Below are 16,367 nucleotides of genomic sequence, written 5' to 3'. Positions count from 1 at the left end.
CTGCCCGCGTGACCAAGATGACAGAGGCGACGTATTTCATCCTCGCCGCACTGCTGGAGAAGCCGCTCCACGGCTACGGGATCATCAAACGCGCGGGCGAGCAGTCCTCGGAACGCGTGAAGCTCGCCGTCGGCACCCTGTACGGCGCGCTCGATCGGCTCGCCGAGGCCGGACTGGTGGTGATCGACCGCGAGGAGATCGTCGACGGTCGGGCCAGACGCTACTACCGGATCACCGAAGAGGGCACGGCCGCGGTGCGCGCGGAGGCCGTGCGGCTCCAGAGCGCCGCGGCCGTCGTGACCAGCCAGATGACGGTGATGGGCACGTGACCGTCCTCGAACAACGCTACCGCCGCCTGCTCAAGGCCTATCCCCGTACCTACCGCGAGCAGCACGGCGAGGAACTCCTCAACACGCTGATGGAGGCAGCCGCCCCGGATGCCCGCCGTCCGGCGACCCGCGAAGCGCTCGCGCTCCTGGCCGGCGGCTTCGCCGCCCACGCCAGAGACGCCAGGTCCCGCGCGCCCTGGTGGGCGGACGGCCTGCATCTCGGCGTGCTGGCCGTGGCGACGACCACCTACGCCATGAAGGTCGACGTCCTGCCCCACCTGATCCGGCCGATCTGGACCGCTCTCGCGATCCTTCTGCTGGTGGCGATCACCCGCGGCCGGCTGCTGCTGGCGCTGCCACTCGCGACTGTGGCTGCCTTCCAGACCAGCGGCCTCTTGGGTCGGATGGGCGTCCCCCGTTTCGGGCCGGCCTACGTCGAGATGTCGAACGTGGTCCCCCATGTGGTGATCCTGGCCGGGCTGGCCGTCCTCGTCATTGGACGACGCGGGAAGGAGCTGCCCGCGCGGTCGTGGCTGTGGCTGCTCATCCCGGTGTTCTGCTGGACGCTGCAGTACGTCTACTTCCCCTTCCCGGAAGAACTGCCCTGGTTGCTGTTCCGGGCGGGCGTGGAGGTGCTGGCGCTGGGTGCCGTGCTCTGGGCCACGGTGGCGGCCGGGGACGCCAGGTGGTCACTCGCCGCCGCCATCTATATGATCCCGGGCCTGGCCTATTTGGCGGAGAACCTGCCCGCGCACGGCAGGAAGGGCTTCGCCTACTGGGGGCTGCTCACCCTGCTGGTGGTCGCTTCGGCGGTGGCGGCTCGCCGTACCAGACGGAAGATCTGACGGTCTGGGTGGACCTTGCCCTTGGGTGAAGGCGCACCATCGTGGTGCCGGTCGCCTGGCCGGTGCGAGGAGGGTGGGCATGGGGCTGCTGACGATCGGGGCGTTCGCCCGAGCCGCGCGGTTGTCGCCGAAGGCGTTACGGCTGTACGACGAGCTCGGGTTGCTCCGGCCGGCCGCGGTGGACGGGGAGTCGGGATACCGCTTCTACGATCCGTCGCAGTTGGAGCGGGCCCGGTTGATCGCGTGGCTGCGTCGGCTGGGCATGCCGTTGGCGCGCATTCGCCAGGTGTGCGACCTGGACCCGGCGGCGGCGGCCGAGCAGGTCGCCGGCTACTGGGCGCAGGTCATGGCCGAAACCGCGGTACGCGAACAGCTGGCCACCTTCCTCGTCGACTACCTGTCAGGAAGGGGCAGCGCCGTGGAGGACGCGCAGACCATGACCGGGATCCGTTACGCGGCCCGATCGGAGTCGGGACTGGTTCGCACCAGCAACGAGGACACCGCCTACGCCGGCACCCGGCTGCTGGCGGTGGCCGACGGAGTACGCGGGCCCGGCGGGAACCTCGCGAGCGCGGCGGCCATCGAGGCGCTCAAGCCGCTGGAGACGAAGGCCGTACCCGCCGGCGACCTGCTCGGCGCTCTCGCTGACGCGGTTCGCCATGCCGACCGGGTGATTCAGGACATCGCCGAGTCGACAGTGTCCGGTGAGGCGGTCACGACGCTGACCGCGATGCTGTGGTCGGGCTCCCAGCTGGCGCTGGCGCACATCGGTGACACACGGGCGTATCTCCTGCGCGACGGTGAGCTCTTCCAGATCACCCACGACCACACCTACGTGCAGGCGCTGGTCGACGAAGGCCGCCTCAGTCCGGAGGAGGCCGCTTCGCATCCGCAACGCTCGCTGCTGGCCCGTGCCCTCACGGGCAGGGGCGGGGCCCAGCCTGACCTGTCGTTGCACCCGGCCGCGGCCGGTGACCGCTATCTGTTGTGCTCCGATGGCCTGTCCACCGTCGTCCCGGCGGAGTCCCTGCGCGCTGTGCTGAGTGGTACAGACGGCCCTGAGCAGGTACTGGACGAGCTGGTCAAGCTGGTGTACGCCGCGGGCGCACCGGACAACGTCGCCTGTGTGGTCGCGGATGTGGTGACGCTGTGACCGCCGGCCGGGTCCGGTCCGGCGCGTCGGTCGTACGTTCCTTCGGCGCGTACACGCTCGACCGGCGTCCCCTGGCGATCCCCGCCTACCGGCGCTTGTGGGCCGCCTCGGCCGTTTGCGCGGTCGGTGGCTCGTTCAGCGTGGTCACGGTGCCGACGCAGCTGTACACGCTGACCGGCTCGTCCGCGACCGTCGGCGTGGCGGCCGCGGTGTCGTTCGGCGCTCTGGTCGTCGCGTCGCTGTGGATCGGCACCCTCGCCGACCTCGTGGACCGGCGGCGGCTGCTGCTGGCCGCGCACTGTGGCCTCGCGCTGACCTACTTGGCGCTGTGGGTTCAGGCGGCGCTGGGCAGCCGCTCTGTCGCGGTCCTGCTGGTGCTGGTGGCCTGCCAGGGACTGGCCTTCGGGGCGATCATGGTGACGATGGGCGCCGCGGTGCCCCGCCTGGTGCCCGCTGACCTGCTGCCGGCGGCGAACGGTCTCAGCTCGCTCGTCCGCTACACCGGATCGATCATGGGTCCGCTGCTGGCGGGGGTGCTGATTCCGGTGGCCGGGCTCGGCACGCTCTACCTGTGCGACGCCGTCGCGCTGCTGGCCGTCATAGGCGCGGTGGTCACCTTGCCGCCGATCCTGCCCGGCGCCCGCCCAGAGCCGCGTGCACGATGGGGCTCAGCGGCTCTGGGCGGATTCCGCTACCTGCTCTCCAGCCGGGTGCTCGTGGCCGTGCTGGCGGTGGACCTCGCCGCGATGGTCTTCGCCATGCCGGCAGCGCTTCTCCCTGAACTGGCGCAACGCGCCTACGGCGGGCCCGCGGGAGGGGGCGTGGAGCTGGGGCTGCTCTACGCTGCTTACCCGGCCGGTGTCTTCGTGGCCGGACTGATGTCGGGGACGTTCACGCGCGCACGCCGTCACGGCGCCCTGATGGCTGCGGCCGCCGCGGCCTGGGGAGGGACCGTCGTGGTCCTCGGGCTGGCGGGACGACTCTGGCTCGCGCTGACGGCGCTCCTGCTCGGCGGTGCGGTCAACTTCGTGCTCAGCACCACCCGCAACGCCATCTGCCAGGCCTATGCCGACGACGCCATGCGCGGCCGGATCCAGGGATCACTCACCATCGTCCTCATCGGCGGCCCGCAGCTCGCCAACCTGCTGCACGGGACCGCCGCGGCGGCATACGGTCTTCAGATGACGATCTGCGCCGGTGGACTGCTCGCCGCGATCACCGTGGCCGTGATCGTACGGATGGCGCCTCAGCTCTGGCGCTACACGGCCCCGGCCTCCAGCGACTATAGTTAGTTAGGTGACTGACTCGAAAAGTTCCCGGGTGCGGGCCGCGTCCGCCAAGCGGGAGCGGCTGATGGCCGCCGCCGCCAGGGTCGTGCATCAGCAGGGCGCGGAGCGCACCACCATCGCCGACATCGCCCACGCCGCCGACGTCCCCGTGGGCAACGTGTACTACTACTTCAAGACCAAGGACGATCTGGTCGCGGCCGCGCTGACCGAGCACGTCCGGCAACTGGGCCTGCTCACCGGCCAACTGGATCACCTTGACGACCCGAGGGAGCGGCTCAAGGGACTCGTGGCGGCGTGGGCGAGCCAGCGCGAGGTCGCGGCCCGGTACGGCTGCCCGACCGGGACGCTGGCCGCCGAGCTGGACAAGCGCACCGAGGGCGGCCTGGACGTGGCGGCGGGCAACGCCATCCGGGTGCTGCTGGACTGGGCCGAACGCCAGTTCCGCGAGCTCGGGCTGCCCGATCCCGACGGGCTCGCCCTGACGCTGGTGGGCGCCTACCAGGGCATGTCGCTGCTGGCCAACGCCCTGCGCGACCCCGACGTCATGACACGGCAGTGCGCCCGCCTGGTCGGCTGGCTGGACTCCCTGTCCGCCGACGGAAGCGCCGTCTAACCGATGCGGTAGCCCACGCCGGGGGTGGTGGTGATGATCGGGGGGTCGCCGAGTTTGCGGCGCAGGCGGCCGATGGTGACGGTCACGGTGTTGGTGAACGGGTCGGCGTGCTCGTCCCAGACCTGTTCCAGCAGGTCCTCGGTGCTGAGGAAGGCCGGGGTCGCGCGCAGAAGGGCTTCGAGCAGGGCGAACTCCTTGACCGACAGATCGAGCCGGTCGCCGTCGCGGGTGACCGTACGGCGGAGCGGGTCGAGTTCGAGGCCCGCCGCTCGCAGGACGCGGGCGCGGGCGGCGGGCCGGCGGCGGGCCAGGGAGCGGATGCGCAGGACCAGTTCGGGGAAGTGGAACGGCTTGGCGAGGTAGTCGTCGGCGCCCAGGGTCAGGCCGCTGACCCGGTCGCCCGGCGAGCCGGCCGCGGTCAGCATCAGGACCATGACCCGGTCGTCACGTTCGGTGATCATCTGGCAGAGGGTGTCGCCGTGGATCCCCGGCAGGTCCCGGTCGAGCACGACCACGTCGTAGGTGTTGAGGTCGAGTTTGGCCGCCGCCTCCAGCCCGTCGTACGCCACGTCCACGGCCATGCCCTGATCACCCAGGCCCTCGACGAGGACGGCGGCGAGGGCACGCGCGTCCTCGACCACCAGCACCCTCACGCCGCGACCCCCGCCCGCGCCGGCGCCAGAGGCAGCGAGATGGCGACCCGGAGGCCGCCCTCGGGCCGGGCGCGCAGGTCCAGGCCGCCGCCGTGCGCCGCGGCGATGGCCGCGACGATCGACAGCCCCAGCCCGGAGCCGTCGCCGGAGCCGGTCCGGTCCGTGCCGAGCCGCTGGAACGGCTGGGCCAGCCGCGCGACCTGCTCCTGATCGAGCGCCTGCCCGCCCGTCTCCACCACGAGCAGCGCGCTCGCGCCGTCGGCGGTGGCGGACAGCCGGATCCAGCCGCCGTCGTGGTTGTGGGTGATCGCGTTGTCGATCACGTTGTCGGCCATGCGGGTCAGGAGCGTCCGGCTGCCCTGCGTCCAGGCGTCGTCATGGAGGTCGCCGTCGTGGACGGTCAGGTTCTTGGCCGTGATGTCGGCGGCCCGGCCGACCAGGGCGGCGGACACCACGCGGCCGAGCGAGAGCGTCGCCCGGTCGGCCAGGGCGCCGTGCTGGGTGCGGGCGAGCATGAGGAAGCCTTCCAGAAGCCGGTCCACCTGGTCGAGTTCGGTGCGGATCCGGTCGGCCAGCGCGAGCGTCTGCGCCGGTACGGGCTCCGGCTTGGCCACGGCCACGTCCAGCGAGGCCCGCATGGTCGCCAGCGGGGTACGCAGCTCGTGGGAGGCGTTGGCGACGAAGCGGCGCTGCGCGGCGAAGGAGCCCTCCAGGCGCTCCAGCAGCCCGTCGATGGTGTCGGCCAGGTCCTTCACCTCGTCGGCGGGGCCCGGCGCGGCCAGCCGCTCGTGCAGGTTGTCGGCGGAGATCCGCCGCGTGGTCGCGGTGATCGTCCGCAGTGGTCGCAGCACCCGGCCCGCGACGATCCGGCCCAGCACGGCCGACACCACGGCCATGACGGCGAGCGCGACCGCCGAGCCGATCAGGAGCTGGCGCGCCTGGAGCGCCTGTATCTCCGACAGCTGGCTCTGGAGCCGGCCGATGAGCTCCTGGGCGGCCCCGAGTGTCAGCTGCTCGCCCGGCGGCGTCTCGGTGGGGGAGTTGATCCGCGACCCGAGGCTCACGAGGTTGGTGATGACCAGCAGCCCGACGCCGGACAGCAGGAACAGGGCACCGTACAGGGCGGTGAAGCGCAGCCGTACGGTGCGGCCGGTCAGTGCCAGGCGTCGCAGCTTCCTCATCGCTCCAGGATGCCGTGCCGGACCTAACAACGGCATGACAGCCTCCGTTCGGCCCACGTTATGGCCACGTCCGTAGAACCGAACCCATGCAAGCAACCATCGAAGTCGCCGGGCTGCGTAAGCGGTTCGGCCAGACCATGGCGCTGGACGGGATGTCCTTCGCCGTGACGCCGGGGCAGGTCACCGGTTTCGTCGGCCCGAACGGCGCGGGCAAGTCCACCACGATGCGGGTGATCCTCGGCCTGGACGCGGCCGACGCCGGCACCGCGCTGGTGGGCGGGCGGCCGTACACCGGTCTGCGGAACCCACTACGTCACGTCGGCGCGCTGCTGGACGCCTCGGCCCTGCAGCCCAGCCGTACCGCCCGCAACCATCTGCTGTGGCTGGCCCACTCCCAGGGCCTGGGCGCCGGACGCGTCGATGAGGTGATCGAGCAGGTCGGGCTCGGCTCGGCGGCCCAGCGCAAGGCGGGTGGCTTCTCCCTGGGCATGCGCCAGCGGCTCGGCATCGCCGCCGCGCTGCTCGGCGACCCGCCGGTGCTCATGCTCGACGAACCGTCCAACGGCCTCGATCCCGAGGGCATCATCTGGATGCGCGGGTTCCTGCGGTCGCTGGCCGCCGAAGGCCGCGCCGTGCTGGTGTCCAGCCATCTGATGAGCGAGCTCGAGGACACCGCCGACCACCTCGTGGTGGTGGGGCGCGGCCGGGTGGTCGCCGACACCAGCGTGGCCGGCCTGCTCGCGACCGCCTCCGGAGGCCGGGTCACCCTGCGGACCTCGGCGCCGTCGGAGGCGATGGCGGCGCTGACGCCGGCCGGGGCCACCGTGACCGCCACCGGCCGCGACACCCTGACCGTGACCGGTCTGGCGGGCGAGCACATCGTGGCGCTCCTCAACCGGTACGCCGTGCCGTTCTCGGAGGTGTCGGCGCATCGCGCGACGCTCGAGGAGGCGTACCTGGAGCTGACCCGGGACGCCGTCGAGTTCCGCGCCACCGGGCAGGAGGCGGCGCGATGAGCACCACCGCTCCTCACCGGGCCGGGCGTGGCGGCTTCGCGCGGCTGCTGCGCGCCGAATGGACCAAGTTCCGGACGGTCCGCGGCTGGGTGCTCGCCATGGCGGGCGCGGCGCTGGTCACCGTCCTGCTCGGGCTGCTGTCCGCCTCGGGCAGCCACCAGTCGTGCGGCGGTGTCTGTCCCGCCGTCCCGGTGGGGCCGGGCGGCGAAGCGGTGGAGGACAAGTTCTACTTCGTCCACCGGCCGCTGGAGGGGGACGGCAGCATCACCGTACGCGTGACCTCCATGACCGGCCAGATCCGCCTGCCCGACATCAACCCGGGCAACCGGCGCGTGATCTCCGGGGTCGTGCCGTGGGCGAAGGCCGGAATCATGATCAAGGAGAGCATGAAGCAGGGCTCCGCCTATGCGGCGGTGATGGTCACCGGCAAGCACGGGGTGCGGATGCAGCACGACTTCACCCAGGACGTGGCCGGCCGCCCGGGCGGCGTCTCGAAGCAGTCCCCGCGCTGGCTGCGACTCACCCGCTCCGGCGAGGAGCTCACCGGCTACGAGTCCACCGACGGCCGGCAGTGGACCGAGGTCGGCACCGCGCGCCTGACCGGACTGCCGGCCGCGGTGCAGGTCGGGCTCTTCGCCGCCTCTCCGGGCGACCTGACGGTGACGCCGGGCGATTTCGGCGGGTCCAGCGCGGCCTCGCGCTTCGCCGAGGCCACCGCGGTCTTCGACCAGGTCAGCCTCCAGGGGCCGGTCGGCGGCGATGCGTGGCGGCCCGACGATGTCGGAGTCACCCTGAATCCCGACGGGTCGGCGCACCACCCGGGCGGGTTCAAGGAGTCCGGCAGCACGTACACCGTGACGGGGGTCGGCGACATCGCGCCCCTGTCGGACGGCCAGCAGATCGAGAACACCCTCACCGGCGCGCTGACCGGGCTGATCGTGGTGATCGTGGTGGCGGTCATGTTCATCACCGCCGAATACCGGCGCGGCCTGATCCGCACCACCCTGCTCGCCGGGCCGCGGCGCGGACGGACGCTCGCGGCCAAGGCCCTCGCGATCGGCACGGTCACCTTCGTCACCGGACTGGCCGCCGCCACGGCCGCGGTCACGTTCGGCGGGCAGGTCCTGCGCGCCAACGGCAACTACATCCTCCCGGTGACCGCGTTCACCGAACTACGCGTCATCGTCGGCACGGCGGTGCTGTTCGCGGCCGCCGCCGTCCTCGCCCTCGCCGTGGGCACGCTGTTCCGGCGCAGCGTTCCCGCGGTCATCGCCGCCATCGTGGTGATCGTCGTCCCCTACATCCTCGCGACCGCCTCCGTCCTGCCCGCGAGCGCGGCGCAATGGCTGCTGCGGCTCACCCCGGCCGCCGGCTTCGCGATCCAGCAGAGCATTCCCGAGTACGCGCACGTGCTCGGCAACTACGCCCCGTCGGCCGGCTACTACCCGCTGGCACCCTGGGCCGGCCTCGCCGTGCTCTGCGGCTACGCCGCGCTCGCGCTCGGCCTGGCCGTCTTCCAACTCCGTCGGAGGGACGCATGAGACAACAGCTTTACGCGGAGTGGACGAAACTCCGTACCGTGGCGGGCACCGGCTGGCTGCTGCTCGGGCTCGTCACGCTCACCGTCACCGTGAGCGTCGTGGCCGCCGCCGCGGTGTCCTGCACGTCGGCCGGGTGTGACTACGACCCGGCCAAGATCAGTCTTTTCGGCGTCCAGGTGGGCCAGGCGATGGTCGCCATCCTGGCCGTACTGGCGATCAGCGGCGAGTACAGCACCGGCATGATCCGCACCACTCTGACGGCGAGGCCGCGCCGGGTCACCGTCCTGGCCGCCAAGGCGGCCGTCGTCACCGGGCTGACGCTGGCCGGGGGCAGCGTCGCCGTGCTCGCCTCGATGGCGGTCGGGCGGCGGGTCCTGCTCGACAACGGCTTCACCCGTGGTCCCGGCACTCCGATGCTGTCGCTGGCCGAGGGGCCCATGCTGCGCGCCGCTTTCGGCTCGGTCCTCTACCTCGCGCTGATCGCCCTGCTCAGCCTCGGCGTCGCCGCCGCCGTACGGGACTCGGCGACGGCGATCGGAGCCGTGCTCGGCCTGCTCTATGTCCTGTCGATCCTGCCCTTCATGATCGCCGACCCGGCCTGGCAGAAGCTCCTCTGGCAGCTCTCGCCGATGAACGCCGGGCTCGCCATCCAGGCCACCACCCACCTGTCCACCCTGCCCCTCAGCCCATGGGCGGGGCTCGGCGTACTCGCCGCATGGGCCGCCGCCGCGCTCCTGGGCGGCGGGTTGCTGCTGCGGCTGCGCGACGCGTGACCTACTGATCGGCGGCGCCCGGCAAGGTCACGCGCGGGAACTTGCCAGGGTAGCGAGCCAGCTTCCGGCTCTGCCCAGTGCGGACGTCCACGGCATAGGTGATCATGAAACCCTTGTCGGAAAAGGCGATGGTGACCTCGGATCCGCTCTCCCAGATCGAGGTGCCGGCGAGGCCGCCGTTCTTCGGCAGGCCACGGATGGCCACCTTCCGCAGGGTCCGCCCGCTCTTGGCGTCGAGGAGGGTGAGCGTGCGCTTCTTCATGTCCCGATACTCCATGGCGGCCACCGTACGGCCGTCCGGGGCGAGCTCGCTGAACATGATGAACACGCCGCGGAAGCGCACCGGGGCGCCTCCACCGGTGACGGGCATCAGCCACAAGTCGGTCTTGATGTACCGGACCAGCTCGGCGACACCGTCCTTGATGCTGACCGCCTCGTACTTGCCGGGCACCGACACCGTCTTGCCCGTGCGGGTGTCGATCAGCAGTCCCGGGTCCTTGCTCCCCTCACGCGGGTCGAAGATCACGTAGCGGCCGTCGTCGGAGACCACGAACATGGAGCCGATGCCGATCCGTTCCTCCTTCACCGTGACCGGTGAGGTCACCTCGGATCCGGTCATCAGGTCGCGGACCACATGCGCCTGGGCTTGCCGGCTGTAGTAGGCGAGCATGCGCCCGTCCCGGCTGATCGCGACGGGCACGCGCCGCTGCTTGGTGGTGTTGACGAGCGCCTGCGGCACCCGGTAAGTCGTGCCGGCGCGGGTGACCACCCGCCACTCGACGGCACTGCAGTCGGCTTGCCGCTCCGCGGCGTCGAGCTTGCAGGGGGTCTGGTACGCGCTGCCGATCAACCCCACCTTGCCGTCGGGCAGATCGGGCACCGTGTCGGCGGCCCGCGGCGCTGCCGTGTGGTCGCCCCACGACCACGGCAGCGCCGCGGCGGTGGTCCCCACGCCCAGCAGCACCACTGCGGCGACTGCGGCCACTGTCCGGTTGGTGCGCCGCCTGCGCCGGTGGCCCGCGATGGCCACGTTCACCAGGCTCACCATGGGGGCCTCGTCGGCGAGGTCGTTCAGCGCCTCACGCAGCCTCGTCATCGGATCACTTCCTCGATCTCGGAATCGGACAGCAGGTGCGCCAGCTCGGGCGCGACCATGCGCAGACGGGCCAGCGCGTGATGGACCTGGCTTTTCACGGTGCCGACCGCGCAGCCGAGCACCTCGGCCGTCTGCGCCTCGGTGAGGTCCTCCCAGAAACGCAGCACGACCACGGCACGCTGCTTGGGTGTCAACTTGGCCAGCGCCTGGCGCAGCACGATCCGGTCGAGCGCGCCTCCGTCATAGGAGGCGCCGCGTTCGGGCGGGTCGGCGCTCGGTGACTCCGGACGGGGGCGGCGTCTCCAGGAGATGTACTGGTTGACCAGCGCCTTGCGCGTGTACGCCTCCGGGTTGCCGCCTTTGGACAGCTTGGGCCACTGCCCGACAACCTTGATGAGGACGCTCTGCAGCAGGTCCTCGGCGAGGTGGGCGTCTCCCGTGAGCAGGTACGCGTTCCGCATCAGCGCTTGCTGGCGGGCGAGCACGAACTCGCGGAAGCCGTCGTGACGATCCAATGTGATCTCCTCTCGCCCGTTGAACGCCACTCGTCGCGCGAAAGGTTGCAGTCCCTCCTGAACTTCTCGTCAGACCGCAGATGGAACGGGATGGCACGCCTACCGGGTGTAGGCCCATCGATTTCTGAGGAGTCAGTCGTGTCCATCCCGTTGTCCACGCGCGTGGGCGGTGCCCTCCTGGCCGCCGCGTTGCTCGCCGCCCCATCCCTCACCCCCGCCCAGGCCGCCGCCGGCCCGGTCTTGCCGCCGTCCGGCGGCGTGCTCTACGTCACGAACGCGGGCTCCGGCGATGTCTCCTCCCTGGCGATCGGCCCGAGGGGCACCCTCAGGCTCCTCGGCAAGCCGGTGCCCACCGGCGGCGAGACCCCCCGGGGCATCGCCCTCACTCCGGACGGGGCCACCGCGTACGTCGTCAACAGCGACTCCGACACGCTTTCGGTGTTCCGGGTGGGGGCGCAGGGCGCGCTCCAGCCGGACCCGCGGATCGTCAAGACCGGCGACGAGCCGTGGGGGGCGACCATCTCCCCGAACGGGCGCACCCTGTACGTGACCAACACCGGCGTCGGCGACGCGACGATCTCGGCGTACCGGATCGGCCCGGACGGGACGCCCACCAGAATCGGCGACTTCAAGACCACCTCGGACCATCCCAAGCAGACGGTGCTGTCCCCGGACGGGCGCTTCCTCTACCTCTCCTACGCCGACACGGACGAGACCGCCGACAGCCCGCCACGGGTCGTCACCAGATTCGCCGTACGCGCGGACGGCACGCTCGGACCCGCGCAGGACGTGGCGAAGGTCGGGCCGGCCAACTTCGGGATCGCGATCAGCCCCAACGGTGCCTTCGTGTACGTGACCTCGGTGGAGCCGCAGCACGTGTGGGGGTTCCGGCGCGGCGTGGACGGCTCGCTGACCCCCGTGCCCGGATCGCCGTTCCCCGCGGCCGAATTCCCGGTCGGTCTCAAGGTCACGCCCGACGGGCAGCACCTGTACGTCGCCGGCCAAGACTCCGACACCGACTCGCCCCCCGGCGGCCTGCTCGGCTTCACGATCCTCGCGGACGGCTCGCTCCGGCCGACCGCCGACTCCCCGGCCCCCACTCCCGACCACGCCGAGGTCGCGGCGGTCGCGATCACCCTGGACGGCCGGGACGTCTTCGCCGCCGTCCGGGACACCAACCAGGTGGCCGCGTTCGAGATCGGATCCGGCGGCACACTGAAGGAGGCCCCGAACTCACCGTTCGCCACGGGAGGGCTGAGCCCGCGGAGCCAGTCCATCGCCGTACGCCCGGTCCCCGCGACCCCACGGTAAGGAGAGGCGCGGGCGACCCGAGGGGCATCAAGACGCCTGCCGGGCCGCCCGCCACTCCGGCGCGAGCACCGACCAGACCTCGACGTCGTTCCGCTTCCCCCGGTGCCAGTAGCTCTCCCGCAGCACGCCGTCCTTGGTCATCCCGAGCCGCCGGGCCACCGCGATGCTGGCCGCGTTCGCCGCCGAGACCTGCCACTCCACGCGGTGGATGCCCCGCTCCTCGACGGCCCAGTCGATGATCACGCGGATGGCCCTGGTCACCAGGCCCTTGCCCGCGGCCGACGGCTCCAGCCAGCAGCCCGCCTCCGCGGTGCCGTGGCCGAGGTCCATCGTCCGGAAGATGACTCCGCCGACCAGCGTGCCGTCCGTCCAGATGCCGTGGATCCGCCCGGTGTCGGTCGCGGCCTTCTCCGCGTACGCCCGCAGGAACGAGCGGCTCGACTCCAGGTCCGTGACCGCGTCCGGCATGGCGACGTACTGCCCGATGAACTCCCGTCCCCGATCTATGTGGGCCAGGAACTCCTCGGCCTGCCACGGCTCCAGCGGCCGCAGCTCCGCACCGTCGTCACCCAGGGATATCGCGTACATTTCCCTCTTCCATCGTCTAAACCATCACATACCGCCAACGGATCTTCTCACGGGTAGCCGGCGCCTCATCTGGGCGGTGGTCGCGTGCCAGATGCCGGAGGCGGGATCGATGACGGCGAAATGGTCGCCTCGCTGCTCGACATGGACCAGCTCGTCGCCGGCCCGCTGCCCCCTGGCGGCGTAGCGGCGGTTGAAGTCGACGAGGTCGAGGTCGTCGTCCAGCCCTTGCACGATCAACTGCGGCACGCCCAGCGGGAGCCGGGTCAGCGGGTCGGCGGCCGCGTACACCTCGGGAATCTCCTCCGGAGCGCCGCCCAGGGCGGCCGGGACGGCGCCCGAGCTGATCCGCCGCCGGGCGCCTTCGCCGAGGTCCAGCACCCCGGCCAGCGAGACTGCCAGCGCGACCCCGGCCACGTCGGCGGCCAGCCGCAGGGCGAGCTGGCCGCCCGCCGAGTGGCCGATCACCGCGGTCCGGCCGAGGTCGAGCGGGTGCTCGCGGGCCGCGGTGGCCAGCGCGGCGAATCCGGCGGCGACGTCCGAGGTGGTGGCGTCCCAGCCGTGCCGGTCCGGGCGGCGGTATTCGAGGTTCCAGGCGGCGTAGCCATGCCCGGCCAGATCGATGCTCAGCGCGTCCATCAGGTCGGCGCCCCAGATCGAGCGCCAGTATCCGCCGTGCAGCAGAACGGCGACCGGCAGCGGCCGGGCGTCGTGATCGGGGGGCAGGCGGAGCTCGGCCCACTGGTCGGCGTGCGGGCCGTAGGGGATCCGGCGCGTCGGGTGGCGCAGCCGGTGCACGGCGTGCCGGATCGCCCAGGTCAGTCCCCCTATGCCGCGGCCGAAGAGGTGAGCGGAGCCGGCGGCGACCTCGGCCGGCCCGGTGTCGGTCACGTCGTACCACACCGTCCGGGAAGCGTGGGCTCCGGGCCGCGTGAGCATCGACCGGAGCGCAGGGCCGGCTCCCGGCAGCACCACGAACGCGCGGGTGTCGTCACGCCCGCCGTCGAGGAGCAGGCTCGCCAGTGCCTCGCCGTCGGCGGCGGCCTCCAGGCGGCCGGGCAGCCCGAGCGCGTCGCATTCGGTCGCCACGATCTGCCGGAGCAGCGCCGGGTCGGCGACGAGCCGCGGGCCGGTGACGACCACGAGACGAAGGTCCGTCACGGTTTCTCCAGACAAGGGCGAGGAAGCGCGGCAGGTTGCCGGACACCAGTCTGCCGCGCTGCTCGGCCGTACGCACGACGCGCCCGTTCAGGACCAGAGGTAGCTGAGCCTGACCCGCAGCGGCCCGTTGAACTCGATGGTGACCCGGGTGTCGACGCCGTTCTCGAAGGCGCGGACGTTGTGCACGGTCATCCGGGCGCCGCCGATGAAGGGGTGGCCGTTGGCGTCGACCTCCGTGATCGAGACGGTGACCGGGGTGAACGGCGTGACACCGGACAGCGCGGCGCGGAGGATGACCTCTCCGCCGGCGTTGAAGTGGACGTTCCGGGCGTTGACCTGGTCGGTGGCGGGCGGGTCGGTGTCGGCTTCGATGGTGGGAATGACGCCGACGGCTTCCGTGGACATGGGGGGTCCTTTCGCTGGCTCCCTCCCATCGTCGGTAGCCGCCTGGTCTTCCACATCCCCCCTGATCTGGGGGGTCAGTGGCGGCGCGGGTGCTGATGGATCTGCCGCAGTTCCAGCGGTGCGGGCGGCGCCAGGGGTTCGGCGTGGTCGGCCCGGAAGGACTGCAGGAGGTAGGTGACCAGGCGCCGGGACGCGGCCGGCGAGACCTGCTGGGACCCTTCGACGACGCCGCAGTTGGCCAGGAGCAGGAGAGTGATGTCGCTGGGGTCGAAGTCGTCGCGCAACTGCCCGGCGGCCTTGGCCCGCCGTACCAGCTCGGCGATGCCGTTCTCGGCGCGGGTGCGTTCGCGGTCGTAGTCGATGGCGTCGGGGAACTGGGAGAGGAACGCGCCGGTGAAGCCCCGGTCGGTGGCCTGCATGGCGCACACCCTCTCGATGACGGAGCAGAAGCCGCGCCAGGGATCGGGGTCCGCCAGCGCCTCGTCGAGGATCGCGACGCAGTGGGCGAACTGTTCGGCGAAGGCTTCGTTGATGAGCACGGCGCGGGTGGGGAAGTGCCGGTAAAGGGTGGCCGCGCCGACGCCGGCCCGGCGGGCGATCGTGGTGACGGGCACGTCGATTCCGCGGGTGGCGTATGCCTCGCGGGCGGCTCGCAGGATGCGCTCGCGATTGTGCCGGGCGTCGGCACGCATGGCTTCAGGGGGTTTTTGAGAGGTCTGAGCAGGCATATCTCTCACTTTACCGTAAATGGAATGTGTCATCCGTTTAACGCCTTAGCGTGGGCGAGCAAGCGGAACATCCCTCCGCTCGCGGCTCCGGTGACAGAACAGGACGAGATCGTGAACGAGATGCGCGCGGCCCTCTACGACCGGTACGGGCCCCCGGAGGTGCTGTACGAGGGCAAGGTCCCCGTGCCGGCCGTCAAGCCCGACCAGGTGCTGGTCCGCGTCCACGCGGCCAGCGTCAACGGCGGCGAGCTGTACGGCCGGGCCGGGCGGTTGCGGTTGGTGACCGGGCGCCGCTTCCCCCAGCGCGCCGGGATCGACTTCGCCGGCGAGATCGCCGAGGTCGGCTCCTCGGTGACCGGATCGCGGGAAGGAGAACGGGTGTGGGGGGCCTTGCCGAGGCGGTTCGGCAGCGCGGCGGAGTACGTGGCCGTCCACCCACGGCAGATCTCCCTCGCCCCCGCCAACCTCACCCCGGTGCAGGCCGTCTCCCTCCCGGCGGGCGGAACGACCGCGATCACGGCCCTGCGCGTCAAAGCCCGGCTCAAGCCCGGCGAACGCCTGCTGGTACGCGGCGCCAGCGGCGGGGTCGGCAGCGTCGCGGTCCAGGTCGGCAAGATCCTCGGCGCTCACGTCACCGCTCTCGCGGGGTCGAGGAACCTGGACTTCGTCCGCGACCTGGGTGCCGACGAGGTTCTCGACTACCGGACGGCCCACCCGTCGGAGCTGGGCCGCTTCGACGTCATCATGGACACCGTCGGCACCCAGCACTCCGTCTACCGCGGGCTGCTGGCCCCGGGCGGCCGCATGGTGGCCATCGCCTTCGATGTGGAGCACACCGTCGCCAGCCTCTCCTACATCCTCGCTTCGACCGTCCACGGCTCCCGGCGCGTGCGGTTCTTCAGCGGCAACCCCCGGCGCGAGCTGTTCGCCGAGCTGACCCGGTACGCGGAGAACGGCGACCTCCGCCCCGTCGTCGACACCGTCCACCCCCTCGCCGACATCGCCGCGGCCCACCGCGCCCTGGAGGCTGGGGGCGTACGCGGAAAGCACATCATCCAGATCGTGTGACAGGACTTGGGACCAATGGCACCCGAATTCGGGACTTCGTCCTCCGGTGGCCGGGTGCCCGCTCCGCGAGCCTGGAGGTGGAGAGCGAGCTCGCGAAGGGAGCCA

General features: G+C 71.6%; 18 protein-coding genes. 10 read left to right on the top strand and 8 right to left on the bottom strand.

Annotation, left to right across the window (positions count from 1 at the left end):
- Nucleotides 1-17: 17 nt before the first annotated feature.
- The 5 genes from AB0B91_RS19840 (at nucleotide 18) to AB0B91_RS19820 (ending at nucleotide 4,229) form a co-directional block, all read left to right on the top strand.
- Nucleotides 18-329: a PadR family transcriptional regulator gene (locus tag AB0B91_RS19840; RefSeq protein ID WP_358322194.1), complete on the top strand. Its 312-nt coding sequence runs from the start codon at nucleotides 18-20 to the stop codon at nucleotides 327-329.
- Nucleotides 326-1,174: a hypothetical protein gene (locus tag AB0B91_RS19835; RefSeq protein WP_358321235.1), complete on the top strand. Its 849-nt coding sequence runs from the start codon at nucleotides 326-328 to the stop codon at nucleotides 1,172-1,174. Before AB0B91_RS19840 ends, AB0B91_RS19835 begins: the two co-directional genes overlap by 4 nt.
- Nucleotides 1,175-1,253: 79 nt before the next feature.
- A complete protein-coding gene (locus tag AB0B91_RS19830) occupies nucleotides 1,254-2,327 on the top strand; it encodes a MerR family transcriptional regulator (protein ID WP_358321233.1) in 1,074 nt (357 codons plus the stop codon).
- Nucleotides 2,324-3,619, top strand: coding sequence for an MFS transporter (locus AB0B91_RS19825; RefSeq protein ID WP_358321230.1), 1,296 nt, complete (start codon nucleotides 2,324-2,326; stop codon nucleotides 3,617-3,619). Before AB0B91_RS19830 ends, AB0B91_RS19825 begins: the two co-directional genes overlap by 4 nt.
- A 4-nt stretch (nucleotides 3,620-3,623) precedes the next feature.
- Nucleotides 3,624-4,229: a TetR/AcrR family transcriptional regulator gene (locus AB0B91_RS19820; RefSeq protein WP_358321227.1), complete on the top strand. Its 606-nt coding sequence runs from the start codon at nucleotides 3,624-3,626 to the stop codon at nucleotides 4,227-4,229.
- Here the strand turns inward: AB0B91_RS19820 and AB0B91_RS19815 are convergent.
- Both AB0B91_RS19815 and AB0B91_RS19810 read right to left on the bottom strand, forming a co-directional pair.
- Nucleotides 4,226-4,882, bottom strand: coding sequence for a response regulator transcription factor (locus AB0B91_RS19815; RefSeq protein WP_358321224.1), 657 nt, complete (start codon nucleotides 4,880-4,882; stop codon nucleotides 4,226-4,228). The two genes, AB0B91_RS19820 and AB0B91_RS19815, sit on opposite strands and share 4 nt — an antisense overlap.
- Nucleotides 4,879-6,063 (bottom strand): ATP-binding protein, encoded by a 1,185-nt coding sequence (locus AB0B91_RS19810; RefSeq protein ID WP_358321222.1) that lies wholly within the window; start codon nucleotides 6,061-6,063, stop codon nucleotides 4,879-4,881. Before AB0B91_RS19810 ends, AB0B91_RS19815 begins: the two co-directional genes overlap by 4 nt.
- Nucleotides 6,064-6,149: 86 nt before the next feature.
- On the opposite strand from AB0B91_RS19810, the gene AB0B91_RS19805 reads away from it, so the two are divergent.
- The 3 genes from AB0B91_RS19805 to AB0B91_RS19795 are packed head-to-tail and all read left to right on the top strand — an operon-like array spanning nucleotide 6,150 to nucleotide 9,393.
- Entirely contained in the window at nucleotides 6,150-7,079 is a 930-nt protein-coding gene (locus tag AB0B91_RS19805; protein ID WP_358321219.1) for an ATP-binding cassette domain-containing protein, read from the top strand.
- Nucleotides 7,076-8,620 carry an ABC transporter permease subunit gene (locus tag AB0B91_RS19800; RefSeq protein WP_358321216.1) on the top strand — a complete coding sequence of 515 codons (1,545 nt, stop codon included), beginning with the start codon at nucleotides 7,076-7,078 and terminating at the stop codon, nucleotides 8,618-8,620. The genes AB0B91_RS19805 and AB0B91_RS19800 overlap by 4 nt, the downstream gene beginning before the upstream one ends.
- On the top strand, nucleotides 8,617-9,393 hold the full coding sequence (locus AB0B91_RS19795; protein ID WP_358321214.1) for an ABC transporter permease: 777 nt from the start codon (nucleotides 8,617-8,619) through the stop codon (nucleotides 9,391-9,393). The genes AB0B91_RS19800 and AB0B91_RS19795 overlap by 4 nt, the downstream gene beginning before the upstream one ends.
- A gap of 1 nt (nucleotide 9,394) precedes the next feature.
- Here AB0B91_RS19795 and AB0B91_RS19790 read toward each other — a convergent pair whose 3' ends face one another.
- Nucleotides 9,395-10,489, bottom strand: a complete 1,095-nt coding sequence (locus AB0B91_RS19790) for a hypothetical protein (protein ID WP_358321211.1) — start codon at nucleotides 10,487-10,489, stop codon at nucleotides 9,395-9,397.
- Nucleotides 10,486-11,004, bottom strand: a complete 519-nt coding sequence (locus AB0B91_RS19785; RefSeq protein ID WP_358321209.1) for a SigE family RNA polymerase sigma factor — start codon at nucleotides 11,002-11,004, stop codon at nucleotides 10,486-10,488. Before AB0B91_RS19785 ends, AB0B91_RS19790 begins: the two co-directional genes overlap by 4 nt.
- Nucleotides 11,005-11,142: 138 nt before the next feature.
- Here AB0B91_RS19785 and AB0B91_RS19780 point away from each other — a divergent pair, with 138 nt between their 5' ends.
- Nucleotides 11,143-12,315, top strand: a complete 1,173-nt coding sequence (locus tag AB0B91_RS19780) for a beta-propeller fold lactonase family protein (protein ID WP_358321206.1) — start codon at nucleotides 11,143-11,145, stop codon at nucleotides 12,313-12,315.
- 27 nt (nucleotides 12,316-12,342) lie between these two features.
- On the opposite strand, the gene AB0B91_RS19775 is transcribed toward AB0B91_RS19780, so the two are convergent.
- The 4 genes from AB0B91_RS19775 to AB0B91_RS19760 all read right to left on the bottom strand — a co-directional run bounded on the left by AB0B91_RS19775 (nucleotide 12,343) and on the right by AB0B91_RS19760 (nucleotide 15,158).
- The gene (locus AB0B91_RS19775) at nucleotides 12,343-12,903 is read right to left on the bottom strand and encodes a GNAT family protein (RefSeq protein WP_358321204.1); all 561 of its coding nucleotides are present in this window, start codon (nucleotides 12,901-12,903) and stop codon (nucleotides 12,343-12,345) included.
- Between the two features lie 24 nt (nucleotides 12,904-12,927).
- A complete protein-coding gene (locus AB0B91_RS19770; RefSeq protein ID WP_358321201.1) occupies nucleotides 12,928-14,061 on the bottom strand; it encodes an alpha/beta hydrolase in 1,134 nt (377 codons plus the stop codon).
- 87 nt (nucleotides 14,062-14,148) lie between these two features.
- Nucleotides 14,149-14,466 carry a hypothetical protein gene (locus AB0B91_RS19765; RefSeq protein ID WP_358321198.1) on the bottom strand — a complete coding sequence of 106 codons (318 nt, stop codon included), beginning with the start codon at nucleotides 14,464-14,466 and terminating at the stop codon, nucleotides 14,149-14,151.
- Between the two features lie 74 nt (nucleotides 14,467-14,540).
- Entirely contained in the window at nucleotides 14,541-15,158 is a 618-nt protein-coding gene (locus AB0B91_RS19760) for a helix-turn-helix domain-containing protein (RefSeq protein ID WP_358321195.1), read from the bottom strand.
- A 156-nt stretch (nucleotides 15,159-15,314) separates the two neighbouring features.
- On the opposite strand from AB0B91_RS19760, the gene AB0B91_RS19755 reads away from it, so the two are divergent.
- Nucleotides 15,315-16,262: an NAD(P)-dependent alcohol dehydrogenase gene (locus tag AB0B91_RS19755; RefSeq protein WP_358322191.1), complete on the top strand. Its 948-nt coding sequence runs from the start codon at nucleotides 15,315-15,317 to the stop codon at nucleotides 16,260-16,262.
- Nucleotides 16,263-16,367 lie beyond the last annotated feature (105 nt).

Origin of the sequence: Nonomuraea sp. NPDC049141 (assembly GCF_040648415.1) — a bacterium.
Classification (GTDB): Bacteria; Actinomycetota; Actinomycetes; order Streptosporangiales; family Streptosporangiaceae; genus Nonomuraea.
Note: the sequence above shows the minus strand (reverse complement) of the source record. Positions and strands in the feature narration are given on the sequence as shown.

Bases quoted from the DNA above. Each gene is read 5' to 3' on its own strand.
- AB0B91_RS19840 (WP_358322194.1), top strand. From the start codon at position 18: ATGACAGAGGCGACGTATTTCATCCTCGCCGCACTGCTGGAGAAGCCG.
- AB0B91_RS19830 (WP_358321233.1), top strand. From the start codon at position 1,254: ATGGGGCTGCTGACGATCGGGGCGTTCGCCCGAGCCGCGCGGTTGTCG.
- AB0B91_RS19810 (WP_358321222.1), bottom strand. From the start codon at position 6,063: ATGAGGAAGCTGCGACGCCTGGCACTGACCGGCCGCACCGTACGGCTG.
- AB0B91_RS19805 (WP_358321219.1), top strand. From the start codon at position 6,150: ATGCAAGCAACCATCGAAGTCGCCGGGCTGCGTAAGCGGTTCGGCCAG.
- AB0B91_RS19800 (WP_358321216.1), top strand. From the start codon at position 7,076: ATGAGCACCACCGCTCCTCACCGGGCCGGGCGTGGCGGCTTCGCGCGG.
- AB0B91_RS19795 (WP_358321214.1), top strand. From the start codon at position 8,617: ATGAGACAACAGCTTTACGCGGAGTGGACGAAACTCCGTACCGTGGCG.
- AB0B91_RS19790 (WP_358321211.1), bottom strand. From the start codon at position 10,489: ATGACGAGGCTGCGTGAGGCGCTGAACGACCTCGCCGACGAGGCCCCC.
- AB0B91_RS19775 (WP_358321204.1), bottom strand. From the start codon at position 12,903: ATGTACGCGATATCCCTGGGTGACGACGGTGCGGAGCTGCGGCCGCTG.
- AB0B91_RS19765 (WP_358321198.1), bottom strand. From the start codon at position 14,466: ATGTCCACGGAAGCCGTCGGCGTCATTCCCACCATCGAAGCCGACACC.
- AB0B91_RS19760 (WP_358321195.1), bottom strand. From the start codon at position 15,158: ATGCGTGCCGACGCCCGGCACAATCGCGAGCGCATCCTGCGAGCCGCC.
- AB0B91_RS19755 (WP_358322191.1), top strand. From the start codon at position 15,315: ATGCGCGCGGCCCTCTACGACCGGTACGGGCCCCCGGAGGTGCTGTAC.